Raw genomic sequence first — 23,187 nt, forward strand, 5'->3', positions numbered from 1 at the left:
ACCTAGCCACTCCACACAAGTAATATTCCTCACTTGCATCGCTCTCTTAGTTACCTCTGTTCGTTCACACTTGGCTCTCTCTTTGCGGTGTACAACAGTGAACTTCAAGGGGACTTACAGGCTCAGCTTATAAAAACGGCATAGTGCCAATTTAAGATCAGCGCTATTTTTATCGCCTCTCAACAAGCTTATTACTTTGTAGCCGCCCACATTTAAGAGCTTAAAATCGGGCCTAATCCAGTTTGATGTCTCAAATAATTAACGCGCTAATTGACCTTCTTTTTTTGAGAAGCATCATGAAAGTATTGTAGTACAATAACTCAAAAATCAAGCTATAGGTAAGCGAATGAAAATAAAAACTCTTGTTGTTATGATGCTTGGCGCACTAAGCACCAGCCTATCTGCGGCCACGACTACGCCAGCAGAAGTATTAGATCTATCTTGTTGGAAAGTAACCTTACCAGTGTCTTTGGACAATGGTGACCGCCCTACAGAGTTTAGCGAGAAAGAGATTGCTAAAGGCGCAATGCATGAAGATTACTTCTACGTAAACGAAGCCAAAGATGGTGTGGTTTTTCGCTCACCGATTCAAGGCATTAAAACCTCTAAAAATACCAAGTATGTTCGCTCAGAACTTCGTGAAATGATGCGCTGTGGTGATACTAGCCATAAAACAAAAGGCGTTAATGGCAACAACTGGGTATTTAGTCATAACGAGTCGGCTGACTCATTAAAAAATGCGGCAGGTGTAGACGGTAACTTAAAAGCCACCTTATCTGTCGATCACGTCACCTCTACCGGTGAAATTTGGCAACAAGGTCGAGTAATTATTGGCCAAATTCATGCCCCAGATGATGAGCCAGTTAAAATCTACTACCGCAAACTGCCTAACCATGAAACGGGTTCGGTATGGATTAGTCATGAGCCAAATGGTGGAGACGACATAATTTTTCCAATGATTGGTCCAACTAAGCCAAATTACTGGAAGCAAAAAGATAAAGATATTCCAAAGTCATACAATGATGGTATCGCCTTAGGTGAAAAATTTTCCTACGAGATTGATATTAATGGCTCTGACATGACTGTAACGATTAGCCGCGAAGGTAAGGCTGACGTTGTACAAAAGGTTGATATGCAGAACTCAGGCTACGGCTTGAAAGATCAGTGGATGTATTTTAAAGCTGGTGTTTATAACCAAAACCGCTCTGGCAACCCAGAGGACTATGTTCAAGCAACCTTCTACAGCTTAGATGTAAACCACGGCTCTGCTAAGTAGTTACCAACTAACCAAAACTAAAAACGCGTTGAAACAAGCTTCAACGCGTTTTTTTGTACCACCTAAACAGCCCACCTTTTGTCACTAAAAGCGTTTACCAACGCTAAAGCGGAATAGATCAGCATCATCTTGGTGACCCTTTCGATCAATCACTCGGCTAATGCTTACACCTAAGTAGCCATCTTCAAAAAATGACCAGCTAGGATAATAGTTAGCCCCAAAGCTAATAATTCCTTTTAAGTCGTAGGCACTAGTATGCTCAACTTTATCAAGCACAAAATAACCTCCACCACCCATTCGTCCTTCGAAACGCTTGCCTAAAGGAATCACCTTCCATAGCTGCGTTGAAATACCGCTGCGGTCGGTGGCGCCGTTGTAGCCCCCTTCGTCGATGTATCCTAGCGATAAAGCTAAATTATTATGAAATCGTTTTGCCAAATCAAAGCTGTATCCAACCTTTGTTTCTGGCCCACCATGATTAATTTTAGTATTGATAATCGACACCCAAGCATCATCAAACCATGAGTATCGCGTTTCCTTACGCTGATAATCGGAGTTATCAATATCCCAGCCCACTCCAATCAACAACGAGTTGCCATTAGGTCGTGCAGCCATAAGGTAGCTATTTAATTGCAAACGTAAGTGAGCGCTTTCGCTAAAGCGTTTTAAAGGATAGATAAACGCTAGAGTGCTCATCGCCCCTAGGCGTTTTTCGTTTAGCTCCAATCCTGTTTCATCAATAGTGGTGTCAAATGACATATACGGCCCAGCGCCAAGCTCTAAACGAAACCAGTCCGTTGGAACGTATACATAAGTGGCATGTGCGGAAAAACCATCTCGGTGATGATTATAAGGATGCCCTTCGTTGGCATGAATTAAGTCTACCCGCCAATTTTTATGAAAGTGCTGAGCAAAACGAATATCAAATGAGCGGAATTGTTGCTTCTTTTGCTCATCGCTTGCGCCATCATCTAAGTGCGTAATACCACTACCGCCAGTAATCGAGAAGTAGCTGTCAGCCTCTGGTTTAAGCAAAGTTTTAGCATGCAGTGTTGGAGAGACAAACACCGCAAGAGCGAATAGAACAGCAATAGAGAATTTAAACATGAGGACGACCAATAGCAGCTAAAGATATAAAATACAGCATCTTAGCCTACACCAAAGCTCATTATCATTGTCGCTAGAATACTGCATATATTAAACTTTGAAGCTTTTTGCTGATTTCGGTAGGTATAAGGGCAAACCGCCAGATCTTAGGCTGAATCAAGATGGAAAATTGTAATGATATATTTGTGTATTGGCATCGCTAGTTGCCTGCAAGCTAAAACCTAATTTAAGCAATAAGCGCTTTGAAGCTTGATTGTCGCCATCCAAACCTGCGACTAAACAGTGGTAAGGAGTCTGTTGTTTTGCCCAATCGATAAAACCACTTAACAATTCACTGGCAATGCCTTGTCGCCAGTAAGCCTCTCCCAATAAGTAGCCAATGTGAACAGTGCTTTTGCTTTGTTCATGTACAAACAAAAAGCCTATGGGTAGCGTTTGGTCTTTAAACGAAACGGCAAACAGCTGGCTTTCTGAACACACCGTGTTTAACCAGCGCAAGGCGTCCTTTTCATTGTTTATGTGCTGAAAATATGGCGGCAACGCCTCTACAACTGCTGGCCTTAGCAGTTCAACAATACGCGGTAACAAGCCAGCTTCTTGCTTGATAGCATGCTTATAGCAAACCTTGCTTACCTTCAATCGTTCAGTAGTAAAGCTCGATTCAGAACACACCTTCACCGCCCTCAATTTCCTACCTATAAATGGTGCCTAGCGTTTGTTAGGCGAAACGCATTCAGCAGCATACTGCGACTAAATGTAACTGAAACCACTGGCAAAGGCGACTACACTAGCAGGTGGACGCTATAGGGAGAGCCGAAGGGAATGAAGAGTTTATCTGCCACACTGGTGTTACTAGCTTCTTGCTGCACGGCACAAGCCCAATACAACCCGTGGGAACAAGCCACCAGCACCTATCAAGCCCCAGCTGCTGCAATTGGTAGCTACGCCAACGGCTGCCTAGCCGGGGCAAAAGCACTTCCCTTAGCTGGCGAAGGCTATCAAGTTATTCGCGCTCAACGTCATCGCTTTTATGGCCACCCAAGCCTTATCGCATTCATTAGTGATTACGCCAAACAACTGCGCAACCAAGGCATTAACAATATTTTGATAGCAGATATGTCGATGCCAAGAGGGGGCCAATTTAACTATGGGCATAGTAGCCACCAAATTGGCTTAGACGTGGACATTTGGTTACGACTAGAAGACGACTTACTGGTAACCAAACAACTAGCCAGCCCTTATGCGGTAAGTGTGGTAGACAAGAAAAATTTGGTCGTCAATAAAAATACTTGGAAAGACGAGCATAAAACCATGCTAAAAGTCGCTGCTCAAGACGAGCGGGTTGCGCGTATTTTTATTAACCCAATCATTAAACAACAACTGTGTGATGAACGCGAAACTGGTGATGAATGGCTACAAAAAATACGTCCTTGGTGGGGGCATAGCTCTCATATGCACGTGCGTTTAGTTTGCCCAGTGGGCGATACACAATGTAACAATCAAAAGCCAATAGCAAAGGGCCACGGTTGCGATGAACTAAGCTGGTGGAAAGAGCAGCTCGCCAAAACACCTACTTTTAGTAAACCTCAGAAACCGAAACCTTTAAAAACAAAACCACTTCCTTGCGAGCCCTTAATTAAGAGCTTGCAAGCAAAGCAACAAAACTAGCAAGCCTACTGTTTGGCTTGCTGTCTAAACTTAAATGTCGTTTACAAACCAGGCAGCATTCCGCCACCTACAGGCATCGCAACTCCAGTCACATAGCTGGCTGCCGGGCTGGCAAGATAACAAACGGTATCGGCAATTTCACTGGGCTCGGCTGGGCGCCCCATGGCAATAGTCGAATTTTCTAACTTTGCAGCTTCTTCGATGCTAATGCCTTCCGCTTCAGCAATGCCTTGATAAGCTTGCTGCAACATATCGGTTGCAATAGCGCCCGGGCACACCACGTTAACTCGCACACCTCTGTTGGCATATTCTAAAGCCAACTCTTTAGTCACCCCGACTAAAGCAAACTTAGTGGCGGTATAAGGATAAGGCATGCCCTGCAAGGCGCCTAAGCCCGCTAAAGAAGCAATGTTTACAATGGCACCCGAACCTTGACGCTCCATTTGTGGTAATACCGCTGCGCACATAGCCATAGTGCCTTTTACGTTTACTGCGTAGTTGGCATCCCAATCGCGGTTACTATTTTCTAGAAATACTGGCGAGCCAGCACCGATACCGGCATTATTTACTAATATGTCTACACTGCCGTAATGGTCAATGACCCGCTGTACTGCAGTATTAACTTCGGCTTGGTTGGCTACGTCTACTATTACCCCCATAGCCTCGGCGCCTTGCGCCTTAAGGTCGTCCACTACCTGCTGCAAACCTTCTGCTGAACTTGTTCGTCCAGTTAAGGCAATTTTAGCGCCTTGTTTAGCTAGTTTAAGTGCAATAGCACGGCCTAAACCTTTCATCTTTGTCGCGCCAGTAATAATGGCGACTTTACCCTTAAGTGTCATAGTAATCCTCTGATATCAATGTTGGTTTTGAGATAATCAATATTAGGGTCTGTTGATCTTTGCTGATGGTTTTTGCAGCAACTTATTAGCCATTTAGGCAAGGCAGTGAGTGTGCAGTTAAGTGGGCTTAATAATCACTCGCTAACGCGGAATAAATGGCTAAGAAATGCTGCCCGAAGGGTTCGGATAAGCGAACTTTACTCTTTGTTAAGCACTTCTTGCTTAGCCCACTAGGCTTCTAAGTGCTCGCCGCGATTAAAGCCCGCTTATCTCGAACAAAAATTCAACACCAAAGATCAACAGCCCCTAAGGACTTAAAACGAAGCGCTCCCTGCGCTCCTCAATCTATCCCTCGACTGTGCTTAAGTACTCGTACGAGATCTTGTGATTTGCTTATGCCATAACGTCTTGCTGAGTTAACTGCGCATACTCTTCACGTAATTTCGCTTCATTTAGCCCATACTTAGCCGCGGTTTTCTCGAAGAATGGAGCCCAGTGACTAGCCAACACTTCCACTTCTTCTGTTTGAGCCTTTAAGCTGTAATAACCTTTTTGACCTGGCATACGTGGTGCACCTTTACCTGGCAAAGGTTTTGCCCGCTGTACTGCCTGAGTAAAGCGGTCTGCTTTAGCTAATACCTCGCCTATTGGCCCGAAATGGCTAGGGTCAATAGCAATGTAGTAAGAGCCACCTACCGATGGTTTATCGGCATCACCGCTTAGGTAATCGGTTAGCGTTGGCATCTCTGGCGCTATAACCCCCAACGGATTAATAATGGCGCTAAGAGCTTCGTTCCAAAGGTTTAATGAATACAAACGCGGGTCTGTAAGATTCTGGTAACAAGATTGATCAAACACTCGACCATAGCCTTCTACAGGGCGCGCAAATGGCGCAAGGTCATTGCCTAATTCACCCGTTTGCGGGTCAATCACTGAGTCCTTCTTAACCTTGGTGCCCTGTAATACCGACTGTGCAGTGTCTGCGTCATACCATTCGCATAGTTTTACACTGGTCCAAACCGGCGCTTCGTTACCAGATGGTGCAATAGCATCGAAAGGAGGTACTGATAATACGTTAGCCATGCCACCATATGGCGAAGCCATCGGTACCGAGTTATTTGAGGTTTGAGCAAACATATTTTGCTCGTGAGCCATCCAAGCATAAGAGCCGTAGCTACCTGCATCGTTATGGTTACCGCCAAATACGATAGCGATCCCGTGTTTTTTAGCCTTAGCAATAGCAAGCTCGGCCATTTTAGTCACTGTCCAATAACCGCTAGAGCGCTTACCATCGACCACCGCCCAAGCATCTCCCTCACCAACCACTTCTGGCTCAGCCTTAATGTCTAATTCACCAGCTTGAAAGGTAAGGTCGATGGCTTCATAAACACCTAAACCTTGGTTTAGTTTGCCTTGGCGAATGCCGGTCATTAGTGCGCGAGATACCGCGTTTGCATGTTCTTCGCTGGCCCCGGTGGCTTGCCAAACTCGCTTCAAAGAAAACTCAATGAAGCCTGCATCTACTTTTTTGGTTTGAACTTGTGTGCTCATAATCTGTCTCTCTTATTGGCAATTAACAATGTGTACCTAGTTGACGAGAGCCAGTTTACTTAAAGCCCAAAAATCTCGAAGTTACACACTGGATCACTGAGAGAGTGACAAATAAAGCCAATTAATACAGCAAGTTAAGAGATCAACGTTCAAGGTAATTACGGGTAACAGCAAGTAACAACTGCTAGCCTTTATTAGCCACTATTTCTTCTTTGCTAAACTATTGTTAGCTAATAACTTTGTTAAGTTAGGCGCTATTTAAACGTGCAACAAAGTGGCAAACTATATGCGAATAATAAGTTAAAGGTGGTAAGCAGTGACTAACGGAAAAAATTTGGACTTAGGCAACCAACAACACCAAATACTGATCCGAGAACAATTGGAGCGCATAGTCGAGAGCAGTGTTTTCGAACAAAGCCCAAAAATGAAAGAACTGCTGAGCTACTTGGTTGACCAAACCTTGCAAGGCAACGGCGACCGCTTAAAGCAGTTCACTATTGCGATTGAGATTTTTGACCGTGACGCAGACTTTGACCACCAATCCGATCCCATTGTACGCATTCAAGCAGGCCGAGTGCGTCGCTCTCTCGACACCTATTATTTTACCGAAGGTGCCAACGACGCGCTTTATATCTCGGTGCCTAAAGGGCGTTATGTTCCTAGTTTTAAGTTACGAAGTGAACAAGATCTTAATCCTCAAGCTATTGCTCCTGTTGCAGAACCCGCAGAGATGGAAAGCCTAAGCCCAAGCATTACCGTACTGCCATTTTTATCTTTAGCCGACGACAACCAACAGCAGTTTTTTGCCGATGGTTTTGGCGAAGAGCTTGCCACCGAATTATCACGCTTTGATACGCTTAATGTGGTGTCGATGTATGCCATAAGTGATACCAGTTTTGATATAAACACTGCCGCCGACATCAACCAAATAGGCAAGCAGCTCAAGGTTTCCTTTATCACTAGCGGTACCATGCGCGCGTTAAGCAATCAAATGCGTATTCATGCTCGCCTATATCGCGCCGATACAGGACAACAAGTGTGGGCCGAGAAATACACCTGTGATATGTCAACCGATGATTTATTCGAAGCGCAAGATCAGATCATTGCCGAGATAGTGGCAGAATTGGCATCAAGTTTTGGTATTATTCACCGCGAAATTTACCAAAGCAGCAACCATAAAAAAGTTGAGCAATTATCCACTTACGAAGCCACCCTACGCTACCGCCACTATTTAATGACCTTAGGCAAAAAGCAATACCAACCGGCTTTGCAAGCACTGCAAAAAGCAACCCAACAAGAGCCAGAATATGCACTTGCTTGGGCAATGTTAGCCATTCTTTATTTTGATGCCGATAAGCTAGCCATGGCAGACATTGCTAATGCCAGTGAGCTAGGCTTTGAATGTGCCCGTAAAGCGGTAGAGCTAGATACCAATAATCAAGAATGCCAAATGGCCTTGGCCATGGGCTACTTAAGCCGCGGCGATCAAGCAGGCCTTATTGAAGCAGTAAATAAAGTTATTGCCCTTAACCCTAATGCCGCCTACCAAGTGGGCTTAGCCGGTTGGGCACTGTGTTTAGCTGGTGAGTTTAAACAAGGTAGAGAGTTGTTAGCTAATTCTAAGGCCTTAAATCCCTTTCGCCCACCTTGGTTTGCTTTGGCAGATATTCTTTACTTTTATGCAGAGCAAGACTTTGATCAGGCCTTTAAAGCCTTAGATCAATTCTCATTAAGTACCCTCTATTGGCAACCTCTACTGCGCTGTGTATTACATCTAGAAAAAGGTGAATTTGCCCAGGCTAAAGCCGCCTACCTAAAAGTACTTGAACTGTGCCCTGATTTTAAGCAACGACGCGAGCATTACTTAAGTGCTTATTTAGTTTGTCCAAATTTAAAGCAACAAGTTATTTCAGCAATAGATAAACTTTAAGAATACTCGAGCGGGGATTTCGTTATACTCCGCTCAATTTCTCCCAACACTGTAAGCATCAATGCGACTAGACAAGTTTATTTGCAAAAGCACTACGCTTGAGCTTGCTCATGCAAGATTGGCAATTAGCCAGGGACAGGTGTTAGTTAATCAGCAAACTGCAACAGATGCAGCAATGCAAGTACACGAGAACAACCACATAGAACTATTGGGTGAGCGCTTATTTGCCCGCCCCTCTCAGTATTTTATGATCCACAAACCGGCTGGGTGTATTTGCTCCAATAAAGACGAAGCCTATCCGTCAGTATTTAATGCTGTTGGGCTAAACCCAAATGAGCAACTGCATATTGCCGGACGTTTAGATGCCGATACTACCGGTTTGGTATTAGCTACTGACGATGGTAGGTGGTCATTCTCTATCACTCGGCCAGAGCAACGTTGCCCTAAGGTTTATAAAGTTACGTTAACTAAGCCCATAACTCACAATGCCATTGAGCAGCTCGAACGAGGCTTAGTTCTTCAAGGAGAAGCTAAAGCCACCCTACCCGCTATGGTTAATACTTTAAGCGCCACTGAAGTTGAATTAAGTATTTATGAAGGCAAATTTCATCAAGTAAAGCGAATGTTTGCGGCAACGGGCAACCGTGTTAAAGCCCTGCACCGACAACAAATTTCCGATATTGTATTGGACATTGCACCGGGAGAATGGCGAACACTAAACCAATCAGAAATAGACCGTTTTTCTTCAACTTAACCAATCTAGTTTCAGCTATTCAAATTAGCATAGTAATTTTGCCAATAAAAAAGGCACTTAAGCTAATAAGTGCCTTTACGTATTTAAGATGAAGCGCTAAACCTTAAAGCTTGCTGGTTGACTCCGAGTCATTAAAAGTAGCCCGTTGAATAGCCACTTTGGGTTTGCTTACTAAGCAAGTTAAACCAACCACTAAGGCAATAGCGCTAACCGCTGCCACTATGCTTGCGAGCGAGCTCCAACCAAAGCTATCGGCACTAATGCCACTGAGTACATTACCGCCAGCATAAGCACCGGCAATGGCAAACATTAATAGGCCTTGAGTCATCCCCGCACCGGCTCGAGAAGCTTTGGCTGCAATGGCTGGCTGCACCATATCTACCGCTGTCACTCCTTGTAGATAAACCAGATACAAACCTAAAGGTAGGTATGCCGCAAGTTGGCCAGCATATAAGGCAAGCCCAGCGAGACCTAGCATCACCACGACTTTAGCCACTACCGCCAGCAACCATACTCTCTCGCCACCTACTTTAGCCATGGCTTTACCCACTAAAAATAACAGCACCAAGCTAACTACCGCCGATACCGACAAGGCCATAGATGAAAGCGCAGCATCAACCTTAAATACCTCAGCCATATAGTTAGGAAACTGCCCGGTGATAACTCCTTGGCCAATCGATACAAAAAAGATAGCCAGCAAAATCAGACCAAAGCGAGAAAACACCACCTGCATGATTCCACCGGCTTCGCTTCCCTCATTGACTTGTTCTACTTTAATCCGCGCAGCGGCTTGTTTGTTGGTAGCAGCGGTTACTAGCAGCGCTAACAAAGGGATGAAGAACATGACTGCAAAGCGTAGCTCAAACGACACGCCAGCTTCGGTTAAGGCAGCTAAACCAATGCCAGCAAGCAACGAACCCACAATAGCAACCTGATTAAGCAAAGTAAGCTTGGAGGCTTCCTCTTCTGCTTCATAACCCCCGGAGACGATAAACGCCGGGTTAATCATCAGAAGGGAAGCTGAACCCAAACCTAAAAACACAGCGGCTAACAAATGCAGCATGAAATTGGCACCTGACAGCCCAAAAACCAGCGCAGCAATAGCAATCGCCGCTAAACCTATTAACTGCGCAGCTCGGTGCGCGCGATATCTATCTGCAAGCCCGCCTAGCACAGGTGCCAGCAAACCCGACAAGCCCAAAATACCCATAGCAATACCCACTTGCGTTGGACTGCCAGTTTTATCAAGAATAAAAGTGGGAATTAGAATAGGGATAAATACCAACTGGATAATGCCGTAGCATAAGTGCGCGGTATACCAAGCCTCTAAACCCCAACGTGGCTTATTCATAACGTACTCCTAAAACACAAAAGCAAAAGGCGACATTGCTGTCGCCCCATTTATTACAGGCTGGCTTTGCCAAAAGCTTGTGGCCATTGTGTTTTACGTTTTTCACCATTACGTTTAGCGGTGCAATCTGCTAACCAACAAAGCAGTTTCCAGCTAATGCCTGCAGCAATGTAACCATCACGTTTTGACATATCGTGTTGCGGCGTGTATTCCACCACATCAGCACCGACTAAGTTAATGTCGCCGTGTTTACGCAAGTAACGAATGATGTCCCACACTTGGCGCGACTTAAGACCAAAAGGTTCAATGGCTGAGTTAGACGTATTGTCGGTTGCATCTAGTGCATCCAAATCAAAGCTAAAGTAACAAGGGCCATTGCCTACTCGCTTCAAAATACGCTCGGCTATCTCGGTAGTGCCTAAATCAAACACATCGTCAGAGCTGTAAGTTTCTACGCCAAAGTTTTTAGCATGCCCCCCCACCAAGGCAGTCATTCGGCCACGAATACCCATGGTAATCATGCGCTCAGGATCTAAGTTCCCTTCGGCAAAGTTGCGAGTAAACTGGTTGCCTGAGTGATAGGGGTACTCAAAATCTGCGAAGGTAACTAAGTCATAATGCGCATCAAAGTGAATCAAACTTAATGGGCCAAACTTTTTGCCCAGGGCCGCGATAGGTGCATAGCTAGTGGTATGGTCGCCACCCCATGTAAAAGTAACGCAATCGTCTTCTAGTACAATTTTCTCGTACTCATCAACAATTTTTTGCACTTCGTCTTTCATATCGAACTGGCCGTAGGTATCAATATTGCCGTAATCGATAATACGCGCATTATCGAAAGGAATATCCCAGCCGCCGGTTGGGCTTGGCTCAATAGTTCCCATGGCATTTTTTGACAGTTCACGTAAGGCTTTTGGCCCATATTTATGCGAACTATTCATTGGAGCGGCTTTTTCTAAAGGTTGCCCAACAACAGCAATATCGGCATTTTGGGTGTCTCTAGAGAACGGGGCCATAAATGCACCCAAGTATTCTTTGTTCAGGTTACCTACCACCTCAAGACCTACACCGCCCATTTCACTAATGCGCACCAAGTGCTCCATTACTTCTTGGTCAATGCCATCAATGCTTTGCGAATTAAGCCACAAGTCTTGGTACTTTGCTAAACGCTCTGCAGGAATTGGCGGATGTTTTTTAAAAGTAGATGTAGTCATTGTTTTAGTCTCCGGTTTAAATCAGCGGCTAAGCCTTTAGCTAAGCGCTGTTTGTTTTGACGGAGCCATTGTGGATTTTTGAACAAACACAAAGAAGTAAGTTACTGGAGTAACACAGTGACAGGAGGTAACACGCGAAGCTCAAATTGGCAAGCAAAGGAGAAGAACTAATAAATAAAAAAAGAAACGAGGAAGTTTTCTTAGCTTTTCTCTGTCTAAATAGAGAGTTAAGAATTAGCTACAGATATAGTTAGACATCATAAAACTAAACTATGCTAAACAAATACAAGTTGAATTCAGAAGGAATAAGTTTGATAAATCTTATTAAATTAGTTACTTATAAGATTGGGTGGCAACCCTACCAGCCACATCCCGGCACTCGAGTCGTCTGCTGCGGTTGCTCCCTTCCGGGCCTGGCCGAGTTCACAGAGTGTCAATGCGGGAGGACCAATAGGGCCACCATAGATGAGCTTCCGAAGAAGCGAGGCTATTCTCGCTTAAGCCTTACGGTTTTGCAAACGCTAAAAACGCTTTTTAACCCTGCAAAGCGTTTGTTTGCTCAAGTTTTAATCCTTATTAGTTTAATTGCATCTCCATTGGCCTTGGCAGAATCTTTTGATCACTCGCAATGGGATGGTTTGCTAAAAGAATATGTTCATTGGCCGGTGGCTAATCAAGAAAGTCGCGTAGACTATGCCAACTTTGATCGACAAGAATTACAGGCTTATTTAGACAAATTGGCAAGCATTACGCAAAGTAAATTTGATGCTTGGTCTGATAACGAGCAACTGGCATTTCTAATTAATGCCTACAATGCTTATACCGTGCAGTACATTCTTAGCGCCTACCCTAACATTACTTCTATTCGCGATTTGGGTAACCTGTTTCAATCGCCCTGGAAGAAAAAACGCTTTATGCTGTTTGGTGAAAAAGTCAGTCTTGATCATATCGAACACGATTTAATTCGACCGGGTTACAATAATCCACACATTCATGCGGCGGTGGTGTGTGCTGCTATTAGCTGCCCTCCTCTGCAAAGCGTGGCATTTACTGGCGAAGCCGTTGAGCAACAACTCACCCAAGCGTTTAGAGAGTTTTTGCATAGCAACAAAAACTATTATGACAACGAAAAAGATCGGCTTTACCTCTCTTCAATCTTCAAATGGTACAAAGGTGACTTTGAAGGTGGCCTTAATAACTACTTGAGCCAGTATGCTGCAGATTTACGTATAAGCCCTGAGCAAGTTAAAAAGGCTAAAATATCTTACCTAGATTACGATTGGTCGTTAAACGACTATCGCTAATGACAGTGAATTGAAGATACAAAAAAGCCCGCTATTGCGGGCTTTTTTAATAGTGCTAAGCGCTTAGAACAAGCACTTAGATAGGTCGTACAACTCTTCGTTGAATGGGCGTTTCATGTTTTCAATACAATCGATGATGTCGTGATGAACCATCTTGTTGTTTTGAATACCGATACAACGTCCACCTTCGCCTTCTAGTAGAAGGTCTACCGCGTATGCACCCATACGGCTAGCCATTACGCGGTCACGACCGGTTGGTGTACCACCACGTTGAATGTGGCCAAGAATGGTTGCACGAGTTTCGCGACCAGTGGCCATTTCGATACCGGCAGCTAACTCATTCACGTTAGTGATGTGCTCGGTAATCGCAACAATAGCGTGTTTCTTACCTTTTTTCTGACCATCTTTAAGGCTGTTTAATAGCTCTTCACGATCAAAACCCTTTTCAGGAATAATCACGTATTCTGCACCACCGGCGATGCTAGCTTGCATGGCTAAGTCGCCACAGTAGCGACCCATGATTTCGATCACAGAAATACGGTTGTGTGAAGAAGAGGTATCACGAATACGGTCAATCGCGTCAATCACTACGTTTAGTGCAGTATCGAAACCGATGGTGTAATCAGTACCTGCAATATCGTTGTCGATAGTGCCTGGCAAACCAATACATGGGAAACCCATTTCAGTTAGCTTTTTAGCGCCCATGTAAGAACCGTCACCGCCCACGACTACAAGCGCTTCGATGCCGTGTTTCTTCATGTTCTCTACTGCTACTTCACGGGTAGCAAGTTCTTTAAATTCTGGGAATCGAGCTGAGCCCAAGAACGTACCACCACGGTTGATAACATCAGAAACGCTGTAACGATCCAACTTCTTAATGTTGTCTTCGTATAAGCCCATGTAACCGTCGTATACGCCGTATACTTCAATATCTTTAGATAACGCACTACGCACAACTGCACGTACCGCAGCATTCATACCAGGAGCGTCGCCGCCACTTGTTAAAACACCAATTTTCTTAACCATCATTCCCTCACAAAGCTGAACTGACCAAAACTTACGTAATAATTCAACAATTCCTTCGTGCCTGCCTTTTAATGCTTTTTTGCTTTTATTGGCTTAACTTGGCTGCACGAAACAACAAATATTCTTTTAACAGCACTAGAATCGGCGACTTCACAATTCCAACCCACTGTTTTTATGAGCGCGCATTTTGCCACGCAAAGGGTAAAAGTTTTATGACCCTAATCAGATAACGCCCACATTTTGAAACAAATTTTCATCCTTGTCCAAGTATAATCACAAGGCTTGCCCCCGATTATAGAAGGAATTTGGCTTTCTGCTTATTTTGAACAATTTAGCGGCAAACGGGCTCAAAACACAAAGTAAACACTTCACCTTTCCTTCACATTTGTGTAACATTGCGCCCTCAAACTTGTGCCGACCATAAGGTCATAAGTTTGATCATCGTATATATAGGGAATCCCATGAAGACTGATCTTCAATATGCTATCGAACGAAACGTAGCGACCAATCGCCGCGCTGTAGAGAACTACAACTTACTACGCCAACAAGAGCAAAACCTTGCAGCCGAAGCACTAGAGTTAGTATTAGACAGCGAAAGCTTAGGCAATAACTAATTTGCTTGCTGCACACATAAAAAAAGGGGCTAAAGCCCCTTTTTTAGTATTTATTTAGATTCGGCCACAGGCTCTATTGAGTGTAGCCCAGGCGATAAGTGAATAACTCCGCCGGCATCATTATCCAAAGATAGAATGTTGGTTTTACTGATGCGGTGTCGATAAATTTCACGCAGATATTTAATCGCATTTTCCACATTCTTAAAGTCCAAACGAATATCGTTAATCGATACAAACTTATCAGCTTCGCCAATTAGCTCTCGATATTTCTTCTCATACATTGGCTTAATAGCATACCAATTGGTATCTAAGATCTTGGCTGGGTTTTCAAACTCCCATAAGAACTCTTGTAACTCTTCTGGCTTAAACTCATCTTGGGTAATAAAGCGCAGTATTGCTTGGTCGATATCATCGTTATAACGATACTCTTCTTTAGCAAAACAACGTTTAATATAAGCAACCACCAAGGTCAAAAAGTCATCACTTAAACATGGGCTCTTGGCTACCAAAGTCGTTAAAGACAAGTTTGCTGAAGCGCCAATTACGAGAGCATAGCGCTTTAAGGTCGTGTTTGGGAACAGCTTATTAATATGCACTTTCAGCTTGTTTAAATCCATAAACGACAGCTTGTAGTCTTTTGGCAAAGAGATAATAGAAATTACCGACGAACAATGCTTGAAGAAGTGTAAGTCGTTTAGCTCTTCTGCATTGTATTGGCTGTCTTGATACTTCTTCAATGACTGCTTATAACGCTGCGATTCGATAGGTAAAATACTAATACCTTCAATAGCTTGAGTATCACGATTGAAGTGAGGTAAATCTATTGAGCGGAAAAACAACTCATCAATATCAACATCATCATTTACAGATTTGTTTACCACACTCTCTGCGTAAGCGACCGCTACAGGGCCAGCCATACTCATGAACAAATCGTTTGCATCTAAGCGTACGGTTTCTGAAATATCAATGCCTGCGCGACGGAAGTAGTTTTCATCGTAATCAGTGGTTACGGCTTGCGCGGTTAAGATATTGAATATTTGTTGAGAGATATACTGATTGGCATATTTCTCCATCGTGTTTACGTCAATATCTTTGCCATTATCGCTTTCTTCTTGCTCTACATAACGCATGATATCGTTAGAAATCAACATCATGGAGTTCCAAGGGCGAATCCGCTTCATCACATCTTCTGGCGTATCGTTACTTTCACGCTCTACGTTATACGAGAAATCCCACTCTTCAGAAAGGTACTTACATAACAAACGACCGGCGTTAATATGTAGTGCTTCAGACACCTCGATACTGCTACCCGAGATATTAGGCAGGATACAAATGCCTGAAGTGAAAATAGGTTCAAAAACAAAAGAATCGCGTTTATCGGGTTGATTAGATGGCGAAACTTGATAATCAAAGGTTTTACTTAGGTAAGAAAACTGCTGAGCAAGGCCAAACTCGGATGCCATGCCAGAACCCGTACCACCACCGGCACTAAATATATAGAAGTAAAGGCGCGATTGGTTAGCTTTAATGCCGCAAGAGTCGACCAAGTAAGAGTGAATGTGACGCCAATCTTCGTTTCTGAAGCTGGCAGTTTCCTTATTTAAAATAATCTTAGCTAAGTACTGGCCTAAAATTGGCGCGTTACCCGCGCCTCCGGCGTGTACTTCAGATAAGTCCATCAACTGGAGCTTCTTATATTCATCTAAAAACTTTTGGCGACCGGCTTGTGAGGAGTACTTAATACGCCCGGCAATGTCTTTATCTAAATCGCCTACCAGAACCACGGGTTCAATTAAAAATACTGGGTTGTCACCGTTACCGCTATCCAGTGGCAAATGATTTTTAATCCAACGCATCGGTTTAAATTCACGTTCCTGAGCGAGTTGGTCTTGGTACTCTAACTCGTTAAGGTAGTGATTACGGGAGTTGTATACCAAAGTGGCTACATCAAGTGCTATGTTTGATCCGCAGCGACCTAGGCCAATTAAGCAAACAGAGGGGAAGCTTTGTTCTAATAAGTCTTTTTCTTCAGACAAATTAGGAAAGATATTCTGTCTAACTTTGTCGAGGTTACCTAGAATTTTCTCTAGGCTACTCTCTGTGTAATACAAATGTTCTATAGGAAGAGAATCCTTCATAGTTCATCCTTGTCGTTAGTCTAGTAATTATTTTATTTTTATCCCTTCATCCTTGTTCATTCCCCGCTTAAAAGCAAGTTATTCAGCCCCTTAACAATGGTTATTGTGATAATAGTAAGTCGCTTACAAATCTATGCGTTCATACCACCAAAGAGCTAACAAATTTTAGCCAATAAAAAAGGCGCCCAAAGGCGCCTTATTGCATTAAGTTGAAAATTACCAACCGGTAACTTCACGCAATGCTTTACCAATATCGGCAAGGCTACGTACTGTTTTAACACCTGCATCTTCAAGAGCAGCAAACTTGTCTGCGGCAGTACCTTTACCGCCAGCGATAATGGCACCGGCGTGGCCCATACGCTTACCCGGAGGAGCAGTAACACCAGCAATGTAAGAAACTACAGGCTTGGTTACATTTTCTTTAATGTAAGCTGCTGCTTCTTCTTCTGCACTACCACCAATTTCACCAATCATTACGATTGCTTCAGTTTTTGGATCGTTTTGGAACATTTCCAAAATGTCGATGAAGTTAGAGCCTGGAATAGGGTCGCCGCCAATACCTACACAGCTAGACTGACCAAAACCTTCGTCGGTAGTTTGCTTAACAGCTTCGTACGTAAGTGTGCCTGAGCGAGACACAATACCAACTTTACCGGCTTTATGAATGTGGCCAGGCATAATACCAATCTTACATTCGTCAGGCGTAATAACACCCGGACAGTTAGGGCCAATCATACGTGCGCCAGCTTCATCCAATTTCACTTTAACTTCTAGCATATCCAAAGTTGGAATGCCTTCGGTAATAGTGATGATGATTTTGATGCCAGCTGAGATTGCTTCTAAAATAGCGTCTTTACAGAAAGGAGCTGGAACGTAAATCACTGTAGCGTCTGCGCCAGTAGCTTGAACCGCTTCACTTACGGTATTGAACACAGGAAGACCTAAGTGAGTCTGACCGCCTTTCCCAGGTGATACACCACCTACCATTTGCGTACCGTACTCAATAGCTTGCTCAGAGTGGAAAGTACCTTGACCACCTGTGAAGCCTTGACAGATCACTTTAGTATTTTTGTCGATTAGAATGCTCATTACTTGGCCTCCGCTGCTTTAACTACTTGCTCTGCAGCATCAGTTAAGCTGGTAGCTGCAATAATGTTAAGGCCTGACTCAGCCAAACGTTGGGTACCTAGCTCCGCATTGTTACCTTCAAGGCGAACAACAACGGGTACACTCACACCAACTTCTTCTACAGCGCCAATAATACCGTCGGCGATTAGGTCACAACGTACAATACCGCCAAAAATGTTTACCAATACGGCTTTTACTTTGTCGTCTGACAAAATAATCTTAAATGCTTCTGTAACACGTTCTTTGGTTGCGCCGCCACCAACATCTAGGAAGTTGGCCGGAGAACCGCCGTGTAGTTGAACGATATCCATAGTACCCATTGCTAGGCCGGCACCGTTAACCATACAACCAATGCTGCCATCGAGTGCTACGTAATTTAGCCCCCATTGTGCAGCATGTGCTTCACGCTCATCTTCCTGCGAAGGATCGTGCATTTCGCGTAGCTTAGGCTGACGGTACATCGCATTTGAATCGATGTTAATTTTACCGTCTAGGCAAACTAAATCACCGCTACCGGTAACCACTAGCGGGTTAATTTCTAAAAGCGCCAAATCGTGGTCAGTAAACATTTCTGCAAGACCAACAAAGATCTTAGTGAATTGACGAATTTGAGCGCCTTCAAGGCCTAATTTAAACGCTAACTCACGCGCTTGATAAGCTTGCGGACCTACTAAGGGGTCAATAGCCATTTGGTGAATCAACTCTGGCGTTTCTTCGGCAACCTTTTCGATTTCCATGCCGCCTTCAGTTGATGCCATAAATACAACGCGACGCGTTGCACGATCGACAACCGCGCCTAAGTAAAGCTCGTTAGCGATGTCAGAAGCTTCTTCTACCAAGATTTTTGATACAGGTTGGCCGTTAGCATCGGTTTGATAAGTGACTAAGTTTTTGCCTAACCATTGTTGAGCAAATGCCTTAATTTCTTCTTTATCAGACGTTACTTTTACGCCGCCAGCTTTACCGCGTCCACCTGCGTGAACTTGAGTTTTTACTACCCATGTAGAGCCAGGGATTTTGCCCGCAGCTTCAGCTGCTTCTTGTGGGGTATCACAGGCGTAACCTTCTGGCACTGGCAAGCCATAGTCGGCAAATAATTGCTTGGCCTGATATTCATGCAAATTCATGATGTTCTATCCATAGTGTTAGGGGATACATTAGAGGTGCTGAACACCTTTCCGAATAAGGGCCTGAAAACCAGGCCCAATACAAACTTTTATTACACGTCGAGCAATAAGCGTGTTGGGTCTTCGAGTAACTCTTTAATGGTTACTAAGAAACCAACCGACTCTTTTCCATCTACCAAGCGGTGGTCATAAGACAACGCTAAGTACATCATTGGTAAAATTTCTACCTGGCCGTTCACTGCCATTGGGCGGTCTTGAATTTTGTGCATGCCCAAAATAGCGCTTTGTGGGGGGTTAATAATTGGCGTAGACATTAACGAGCCAAATACACCACCGTTAGTAATTGTAAAGTTACCACCGGTTAATTCTTCAACGGTTAACTTACCATCACGACCTTTAATAGCCAGCTCACGGATGCCTTTTTCGATATCAGCAACGCTTAGCAAATCACAGTCACGCAGTACCGGCGTTACCAAGCCACGAGGCGTTGATACAGCGATGCTTACGTCGAAGTAATTGTGGTAAACAATTTCATCACCGTCGATAGACGCGTTAACTTCTGGGAAGCGTTTTAACGCTTCAACAACTGCTTTTACGTAAAAAGACATAAAGCCTAAACGAATATCATGACGCTTTTCAAATACCTCTTGATATTGCTTACGCAAAGTCATAATTGGCTTCATGTTGACTTCATTGAAGGTTGTTAACATTGCAGTGGTATTTTTAGCTTCCAACAAACGCTCAGCAACACGCTTGCGTAAACGCGTCATAGCGACACGCTTTTCACTACGCGAAGATAGCGGCGCTTGTGGCGCAGCGGCTTCGGCTTTAGCTTCTTTGGCAGCTGCTGCAGGTTTAGCAATATGTGCTTCTACATCTTCTTTGGTTATACGACCATTTGGACCAGAGCCTTTAATTGCAGAGGCATCAATACCCTTCTCTGCCACTAAACGACGAACAGAAGGAGATAACTCTTCGCCGCTATCAGCTTTATCGTTGCCTGCATCTGCAGCTTTAGTGCTAACTTCTTCGCCAGCAACTGCGCCTGCTTTCATCTTACCGATAACTTGCTGAGCAAGTACCGTTTCACCTTCTGCTTCAACAATCTCTTCAAGCACGCCAGCTTCCAATGCGGGCACTTCAAGTACAACTTTATCTGTCTCAATATCAACAATTACTTCATCACGCTCTACTGCGTCACCAGGCTGCTTGTGCCAAGTGGCAATTGTTGCATCAGCTACTGATTCAGGTAGGTCTGGCACTTTAATTTCAATGCTCATTAAGGCTTCCTTTATTCTTTTTTATTCAACTGTCAACGCATCAGTAACTAGAGCGCGTTGTTGTTTTAAGTGAAGGGACATATACCCAACCGCAGGTGACGCAGATGCTGGTCGACCAGCATAACGCAATTCTGCTCCGGCAGGGATTACAGATTTAAAGTGATGCTGGCTACTATACCAAGCACCTTGGTTAAGCGGCTCTTCCTGACACCAAACAAATCTTTCTACATGTTGATATTGTTCAAAAATTTGTTTCACGTCTTGGTCGGGGAACGGATACAACTGCTCAATACGTACCAAAGCAACATCAGTTTGTTCATTTTTACGGCGTTGCTCAAGCAAGTCGTAATAAACTTTGCCTGAACACATTACTACTTGGCGAACCTGAGCTGGGTCGATATCGTCTAATTCACCGATAGCATTTTGGAACTGGCCTTCCGCTAACTCTTCTAAACTAGACACCGCTAGAGGATGACGAAGTAACGACTTAGGCGACATTACCACTAACGGGCGACGCATAGGGCGAACCTGTTGGCGTCGCAACATATGGTAAACCTGGGCAGGTGTAGATGGCACACATACTTGCATGTTGTGTTCTGCACACAATTGCAAATAACGCTCTAAACGAGCCGATGAGTGCTCTGGACCTTGACCTTCGTAACCATGTGGAAGCAACATCACAAGGCCACACATACGGCCCCACTTTTGCTCGCCAGATGATAAGAATTGGTCGATTACCACTTGGGCACCGTTAGCAAAATCACCAAACTGCGCTTCCCAAATAACCAAAGTAGAAGGCTCTGCAGTTGTGTAACCATATTCAAAAGCCAGAACTGCTTCTTCAGATAATACTGAGTCAAACAAGGCTAAGTGCCCTTGCTCTTCAGCCAAGTTCTTAAGAGGCACATAGGTTGAAGCATCGGTCTGATTGTGTAATACAGCATGACGGTGGAAGAAAGTACCACGGCCAGAGTCTTGCCCGGTAATACGGATATTTTGCTTCTCGTCAAGCAAGCTTGCGTAAGCTAAATTTTCTGCAAAACCCCAATCGAGTGGTTTTTCACCTAAGGCCATTAAGCGACGATCATCGTTAATTTTCTTAACTCGAGGGTGCAGCTTATGTTCTTCTGGTAGCTTGGTTAGCCTTTCACCAAGATCTTGAATAGCTTCAACGGGTAACGAAGAATCGTATTCCATATCCCATTCATGACCAAGGTATGGTCGCCAATCAACACTGTGCTCAGTCATTGGGCGCCATTCTTCAACAACACAATCACCATTATCTAGTTGATCACGGTAGCCATTAACCAACGCAGTGGCCTCGGCGCTATCTAATTGACCGCGCTCAACTAACACATCCGCGTAAAATTTACGTGGCGTTGGATGCTTCTTAATTTTTTGGTACATCAAAGGCTGAGTTGCATTAGGCTCATCGGCTTCGTTGTGACCATGGCGGCGGTAACATACCAAATCAATAACTACATCACGCTTAAAGGTATTGCGGTAGTCCAGCGCCATTCGGCTAACAAAAGCAACCGCTTCTGGGTCGTCGCCATTTACGTGGAATATTGGCGCCTGCACCATTTTTGCAATATCGGTACAGTATTGGGTTGAGCGAGTATCACGCGGATTGGAGGTGGTGAAACCTACTTGGTTATTCACCACAATTCGCACTGTGCCGCCAACTTTAAAGCCACGAGCTTGTGACATATTAAAGGTTTCTTGCACTACACCTTGTCCAGCAATAGCTGAGTCACCGTGGATGGTAATTGGTAAACAGTTCTCACCCGCGCGACGATCTTGTCGAGCACGAACTGAGCCCATCACTACAGGGTTTACAATTTCTAAATGCGATGGGTTAAAGGCTAACGACATATGTACATTGCCACCAGGAGTAGCAAAGTCTGAACTAAAGCCTTGGTGGTATTTAACGTCACCAGTGCCCCAAGTGTCGTCGTGTTTACCGGCAAACTCATCAAACAATTCTGATGGGTTTTTACCCAATACATTTACCAGTACGTTTAAGCGACCGCGGTGAGCCATGCCCACAACAACCTCTTTAGTACCTTGAATACCTGCCGAGCGAACAATCTCTTTAAGCATTACCAGCAAGCTATCGCCACCTTCCAACGAGAAGCGTTTTGCCCCTGGGAATTTAGCACCTAGGTATTTTTCTAAACCCTCTGCTGCTGTTAGGCTTTTAAGAAAGCGAATTCGGTCTTCTTGTGTAAAGTCGCCCTGCCCTTCAACAGACTCTAAGCGGCTTTGAATCCAACGTTTTTCGTCAGTATCGGTAATGTGCATGTATTCAGCACCGATAGAGCCACAGTAGGTTTTTAATAAAGACTTATGTAAATCTTTAAGTGCCATGGTTTCTTTACCAATGGCATACGAACCTACGTTAAACGTTTCTTCAAAGTCTGCACTATCTAAGGCGTGAAACTCTGGAGATAGGTCGGCTACGCGTTCTTGTTGCCATAAACCTAAAGGATCCAGTTGCGCATGCTGATGTCCGCGAAAGCGGTAAGCATTAATTAACTGCAATACTTTAACTTGTTTGGCACCGTGTTGAGGGTCTTCAACCGGAGAACTAAAACGAGAGGTATCTTTCGCTAAACGGCGAAAGTAGTCACGAATAGGAGCGTGAGGGGTATCTTCAGATGTACCTTCCACAGCTGGAAGCTCAGCGAACACTTCCTGCCATTGTTCAGATACAGAAGAAGGATCTTCTAAATATGCCTCATAGAGGTCTTCCACATAGGTCGAATTAGCACCAGCTAAATGCGAGGACTCTAGCCAGGCCTTCATTACGCCATTTTGCATTTAAACGCTATCCCTTTATTTTCTACGTCACTGTATGACTTTATAGGGGTTTATAAA

General features: G+C 44.2%; 18 protein-coding genes and 1 other RNA gene. 6 read left to right on the plus strand and 13 right to left on the minus strand.

Translation table 11 applies throughout. From position 1 onward, the window contains the following. Positions 1 to 346: 346 nt before the first annotated feature. Positions 347 to 1,276 carry a polysaccharide lyase family 7 protein gene (locus LQZ07_RS14895; RefSeq protein ID WP_016403671.1) on the plus strand — a complete coding sequence of 310 codons (930 nt, stop codon included), beginning with the start codon at positions 347 to 349 and terminating at the stop codon, positions 1,274 to 1,276. A gap of 84 nt (positions 1,277 to 1,360) precedes the next feature. Here the strand turns inward: LQZ07_RS14895 and LQZ07_RS14900 are convergent, their stop codons facing one another. Then, positions 1,361 to 2,383, minus strand: a complete 1,023-nt coding sequence (locus LQZ07_RS14900; protein WP_152780927.1) for a hypothetical protein — start codon at positions 2,381 to 2,383, stop codon at positions 1,361 to 1,363. A 156-nt stretch (positions 2,384 to 2,539) separates the two neighbouring features. Beyond that, positions 2,540 to 3,061 carry a GNAT family N-acetyltransferase gene (locus tag LQZ07_RS14905; protein WP_194164084.1) on the minus strand — a complete coding sequence of 174 codons (522 nt, stop codon included), beginning with the start codon at positions 3,059 to 3,061 and terminating at the stop codon, positions 2,540 to 2,542. Between the two features lie 144 nt (positions 3,062 to 3,205). Here LQZ07_RS14905 and mepA point away from each other — a divergent pair, with 144 nt between their 5' ends. Further along, positions 3,206 to 4,051, plus strand: coding sequence for a penicillin-insensitive murein endopeptidase (gene mepA, locus LQZ07_RS14910; protein WP_152780931.1), 846 nt, complete (start codon positions 3,206 to 3,208; stop codon positions 4,049 to 4,051). 41 nt (positions 4,052 to 4,092) lie between these two features. On the opposite strand, the gene LQZ07_RS14915 is transcribed toward mepA, so the two are convergent. Both LQZ07_RS14915 and LQZ07_RS14920 read right to left on the minus strand, forming a co-directional pair. Further along, positions 4,093 to 4,890, minus strand: a complete 798-nt coding sequence (locus LQZ07_RS14915) for an SDR family NAD(P)-dependent oxidoreductase (protein ID WP_152780933.1) — start codon at positions 4,888 to 4,890, stop codon at positions 4,093 to 4,095. Positions 4,891 to 5,283: 393 nt separating this feature from the next. Further along, positions 5,284 to 6,441, minus strand: a complete 1,158-nt coding sequence (locus tag LQZ07_RS14920; protein ID WP_152780935.1) for an Ldh family oxidoreductase — start codon at positions 6,439 to 6,441, stop codon at positions 5,284 to 5,286. Positions 6,442 to 6,757: 316 nt separating this feature from the next. Between LQZ07_RS14920 and LQZ07_RS14925 the strand changes: the two genes are divergently transcribed. Next, positions 6,758 to 8,371 carry a transmembrane adenylate cyclase gene (locus LQZ07_RS14925; protein ID WP_249483177.1) on the plus strand — a complete coding sequence of 538 codons (1,614 nt, stop codon included), beginning with the start codon at positions 6,758 to 6,760 and terminating at the stop codon, positions 8,369 to 8,371. Positions 8,372 to 8,432: 61 nt separating this feature from the next. Then, entirely contained in the window at positions 8,433 to 9,125 is a 693-nt protein-coding gene (locus LQZ07_RS14930) for a pseudouridine synthase (protein ID WP_152780937.1), read from the plus strand. A 103-nt stretch (positions 9,126 to 9,228) separates the two neighbouring features. Here LQZ07_RS14930 and LQZ07_RS14935 read toward each other — a convergent pair whose 3' ends face one another. The 3 genes from LQZ07_RS14935 to ffs form a co-directional block, all read right to left on the minus strand. Then, positions 9,229 to 10,476 (minus strand): MFS transporter, encoded by a 1,248-nt coding sequence (locus tag LQZ07_RS14935; protein ID WP_152780939.1) that lies wholly within the window; start codon positions 10,474 to 10,476, stop codon positions 9,229 to 9,231. A gap of 53 nt (positions 10,477 to 10,529) precedes the next feature. Beyond that, positions 10,530 to 11,690 carry an arginase family protein gene (locus LQZ07_RS14940; RefSeq protein WP_152780941.1) on the minus strand — a complete coding sequence of 387 codons (1,161 nt, stop codon included), beginning with the start codon at positions 11,688 to 11,690 and terminating at the stop codon, positions 10,530 to 10,532. A 356-nt stretch (positions 11,691 to 12,046) separates the two neighbouring features. After that, positions 12,047 to 12,143, minus strand: an RNA gene (ffs, locus tag LQZ07_RS14945) — signal recognition particle sRNA small type. Between the two features lie 59 nt (positions 12,144 to 12,202). On the opposite strand from ffs, the gene LQZ07_RS14950 reads away from it, so the two are divergent. After that, a complete protein-coding gene (locus LQZ07_RS14950; protein ID WP_152780943.1) occupies positions 12,203 to 12,994 on the plus strand; it encodes a DUF547 domain-containing protein in 792 nt (263 codons plus the stop codon). 63 nt (positions 12,995 to 13,057) lie between these two features. Here the strand turns inward: LQZ07_RS14950 and pfkA are convergent, their stop codons facing one another. Next, on the minus strand, positions 13,058 to 14,020 hold the full coding sequence (gene pfkA / locus LQZ07_RS14955; protein WP_016403613.1) for a 6-phosphofructokinase: 963 nt from the start codon (positions 14,018 to 14,020) through the stop codon (positions 13,058 to 13,060). A 461-nt stretch (positions 14,021 to 14,481) separates the two neighbouring features. Between pfkA and LQZ07_RS14960 the strand changes: the two genes are divergently transcribed. Continuing rightward, positions 14,482 to 14,634 (plus strand): hypothetical protein, encoded by a 153-nt coding sequence (locus LQZ07_RS14960; protein ID WP_194164085.1) that lies wholly within the window; start codon positions 14,482 to 14,484, stop codon positions 14,632 to 14,634. Between the two features lie 50 nt (positions 14,635 to 14,684). Here the strand turns inward: LQZ07_RS14960 and LQZ07_RS14965 are convergent, their stop codons facing one another. The 5 genes from LQZ07_RS14965 to sucA all read right to left on the minus strand — a co-directional run bounded on the left by LQZ07_RS14965 (position 14,685) and on the right by sucA (position 23,130). After that, complete coding sequence (locus LQZ07_RS14965; protein ID WP_016403615.1) at positions 14,685 to 16,772, minus strand: hypothetical protein; 2,088 nt, start codon at positions 16,770 to 16,772, stop codon at positions 14,685 to 14,687. Positions 16,773 to 16,988: 216 nt separating this feature from the next. Then, positions 16,989 to 17,861: a succinate--CoA ligase subunit alpha gene (gene sucD / locus LQZ07_RS14970; RefSeq protein WP_016403616.1), complete on the minus strand. Its 873-nt coding sequence runs from the start codon at positions 17,859 to 17,861 to the stop codon at positions 16,989 to 16,991. Next, complete coding sequence (gene sucC, locus LQZ07_RS14975) at positions 17,861 to 19,027, minus strand: ADP-forming succinate--CoA ligase subunit beta (protein ID WP_152780945.1); 1,167 nt, start codon at positions 19,025 to 19,027, stop codon at positions 17,861 to 17,863. Before sucC ends, sucD begins: the two co-directional genes overlap by 1 nt. Positions 19,028 to 19,119: 92 nt before the next feature. Further along, positions 19,120 to 20,307, minus strand: a complete 1,188-nt coding sequence (gene odhB, locus LQZ07_RS14980; protein WP_152780947.1) for a 2-oxoglutarate dehydrogenase complex dihydrolipoyllysine-residue succinyltransferase — start codon at positions 20,305 to 20,307, stop codon at positions 19,120 to 19,122. A gap of 21 nt (positions 20,308 to 20,328) precedes the next feature. Further along, positions 20,329 to 23,130 carry a 2-oxoglutarate dehydrogenase E1 component gene (gene sucA, locus LQZ07_RS14985; RefSeq protein WP_016403619.1) on the minus strand — a complete coding sequence of 934 codons (2,802 nt, stop codon included), beginning with the start codon at positions 23,128 to 23,130 and terminating at the stop codon, positions 20,329 to 20,331. Between the last annotated feature and the right edge of the window lie 57 nt (positions 23,131 to 23,187).

The sequence above is a fragment of the Agarivorans sp. B2Z047 genome (assembly GCF_023373605.1).
In the GTDB taxonomy this organism is placed as follows: Bacteria; Pseudomonadota; Gammaproteobacteria; order Enterobacterales; family Celerinatantimonadaceae; genus Agarivorans; species Agarivorans albus.

Bases quoted from the DNA above. Each gene is read 5' to 3' on its own strand.
- LQZ07_RS14895 (WP_016403671.1), top strand. From the start codon at position 347: ATGAAAATAAAAACTCTTGTTGTTATGATGCTTGGCGCACTAAGCACC.
- LQZ07_RS14935 (WP_152780939.1), bottom strand. From the start codon at position 10,476: ATGAATAAGCCACGTTGGGGTTTAGAGGCTTGGTATACCGCGCACTTA.
- LQZ07_RS14915 (WP_152780933.1), bottom strand. From the start codon at position 4,890: ATGACACTTAAGGGTAAAGTCGCCATTATTACTGGCGCGACAAAGATG.
- LQZ07_RS14940 (WP_152780941.1), bottom strand. From the start codon at position 11,690: ATGACTACATCTACTTTTAAAAAACATCCGCCAATTCCTGCAGAGCGT.
- sucD (WP_016403616.1), bottom strand. From the start codon at position 17,861: ATGAGCATTCTAATCGACAAAAATACTAAAGTGATCTGTCAAGGCTTC.
- odhB (WP_152780947.1), bottom strand. From the start codon at position 20,307: ATGAGCATTGAAATTAAAGTGCCAGACCTACCTGAATCAGTAGCTGAT.
- sucC (WP_152780945.1), bottom strand. From the start codon at position 19,027: ATGAATTTGCATGAATATCAGGCCAAGCAATTATTTGCCGACTATGGC.
- mepA (WP_152780931.1), top strand. From the start codon at position 3,206: ATGAAGAGTTTATCTGCCACACTGGTGTTACTAGCTTCTTGCTGCACG.
- LQZ07_RS14920 (WP_152780935.1), bottom strand. From the start codon at position 6,441: ATGAGCACACAAGTTCAAACCAAAAAAGTAGATGCAGGCTTCATTGAG.
- LQZ07_RS14900 (WP_152780927.1), bottom strand. From the start codon at position 2,383: ATGTTTAAATTCTCTATTGCTGTTCTATTCGCTCTTGCGGTGTTTGTC.
- LQZ07_RS14960 (WP_194164085.1), top strand. From the start codon at position 14,482: ATGAAGACTGATCTTCAATATGCTATCGAACGAAACGTAGCGACCAAT.
- LQZ07_RS14965 (WP_016403615.1), bottom strand. From the start codon at position 16,772: ATGAAGGATTCTCTTCCTATAGAACATTTGTATTACACAGAGAGTAGC.
- sucA (WP_016403619.1), bottom strand. From the start codon at position 23,130: ATGCAAAATGGCGTAATGAAGGCCTGGCTAGAGTCCTCGCATTTAGCT.
- LQZ07_RS14930 (WP_152780937.1), top strand. From the start codon at position 8,433: ATGCGACTAGACAAGTTTATTTGCAAAAGCACTACGCTTGAGCTTGCT.
- pfkA (WP_016403613.1), bottom strand. From the start codon at position 14,020: ATGGTTAAGAAAATTGGTGTTTTAACAAGTGGCGGCGACGCTCCTGGT.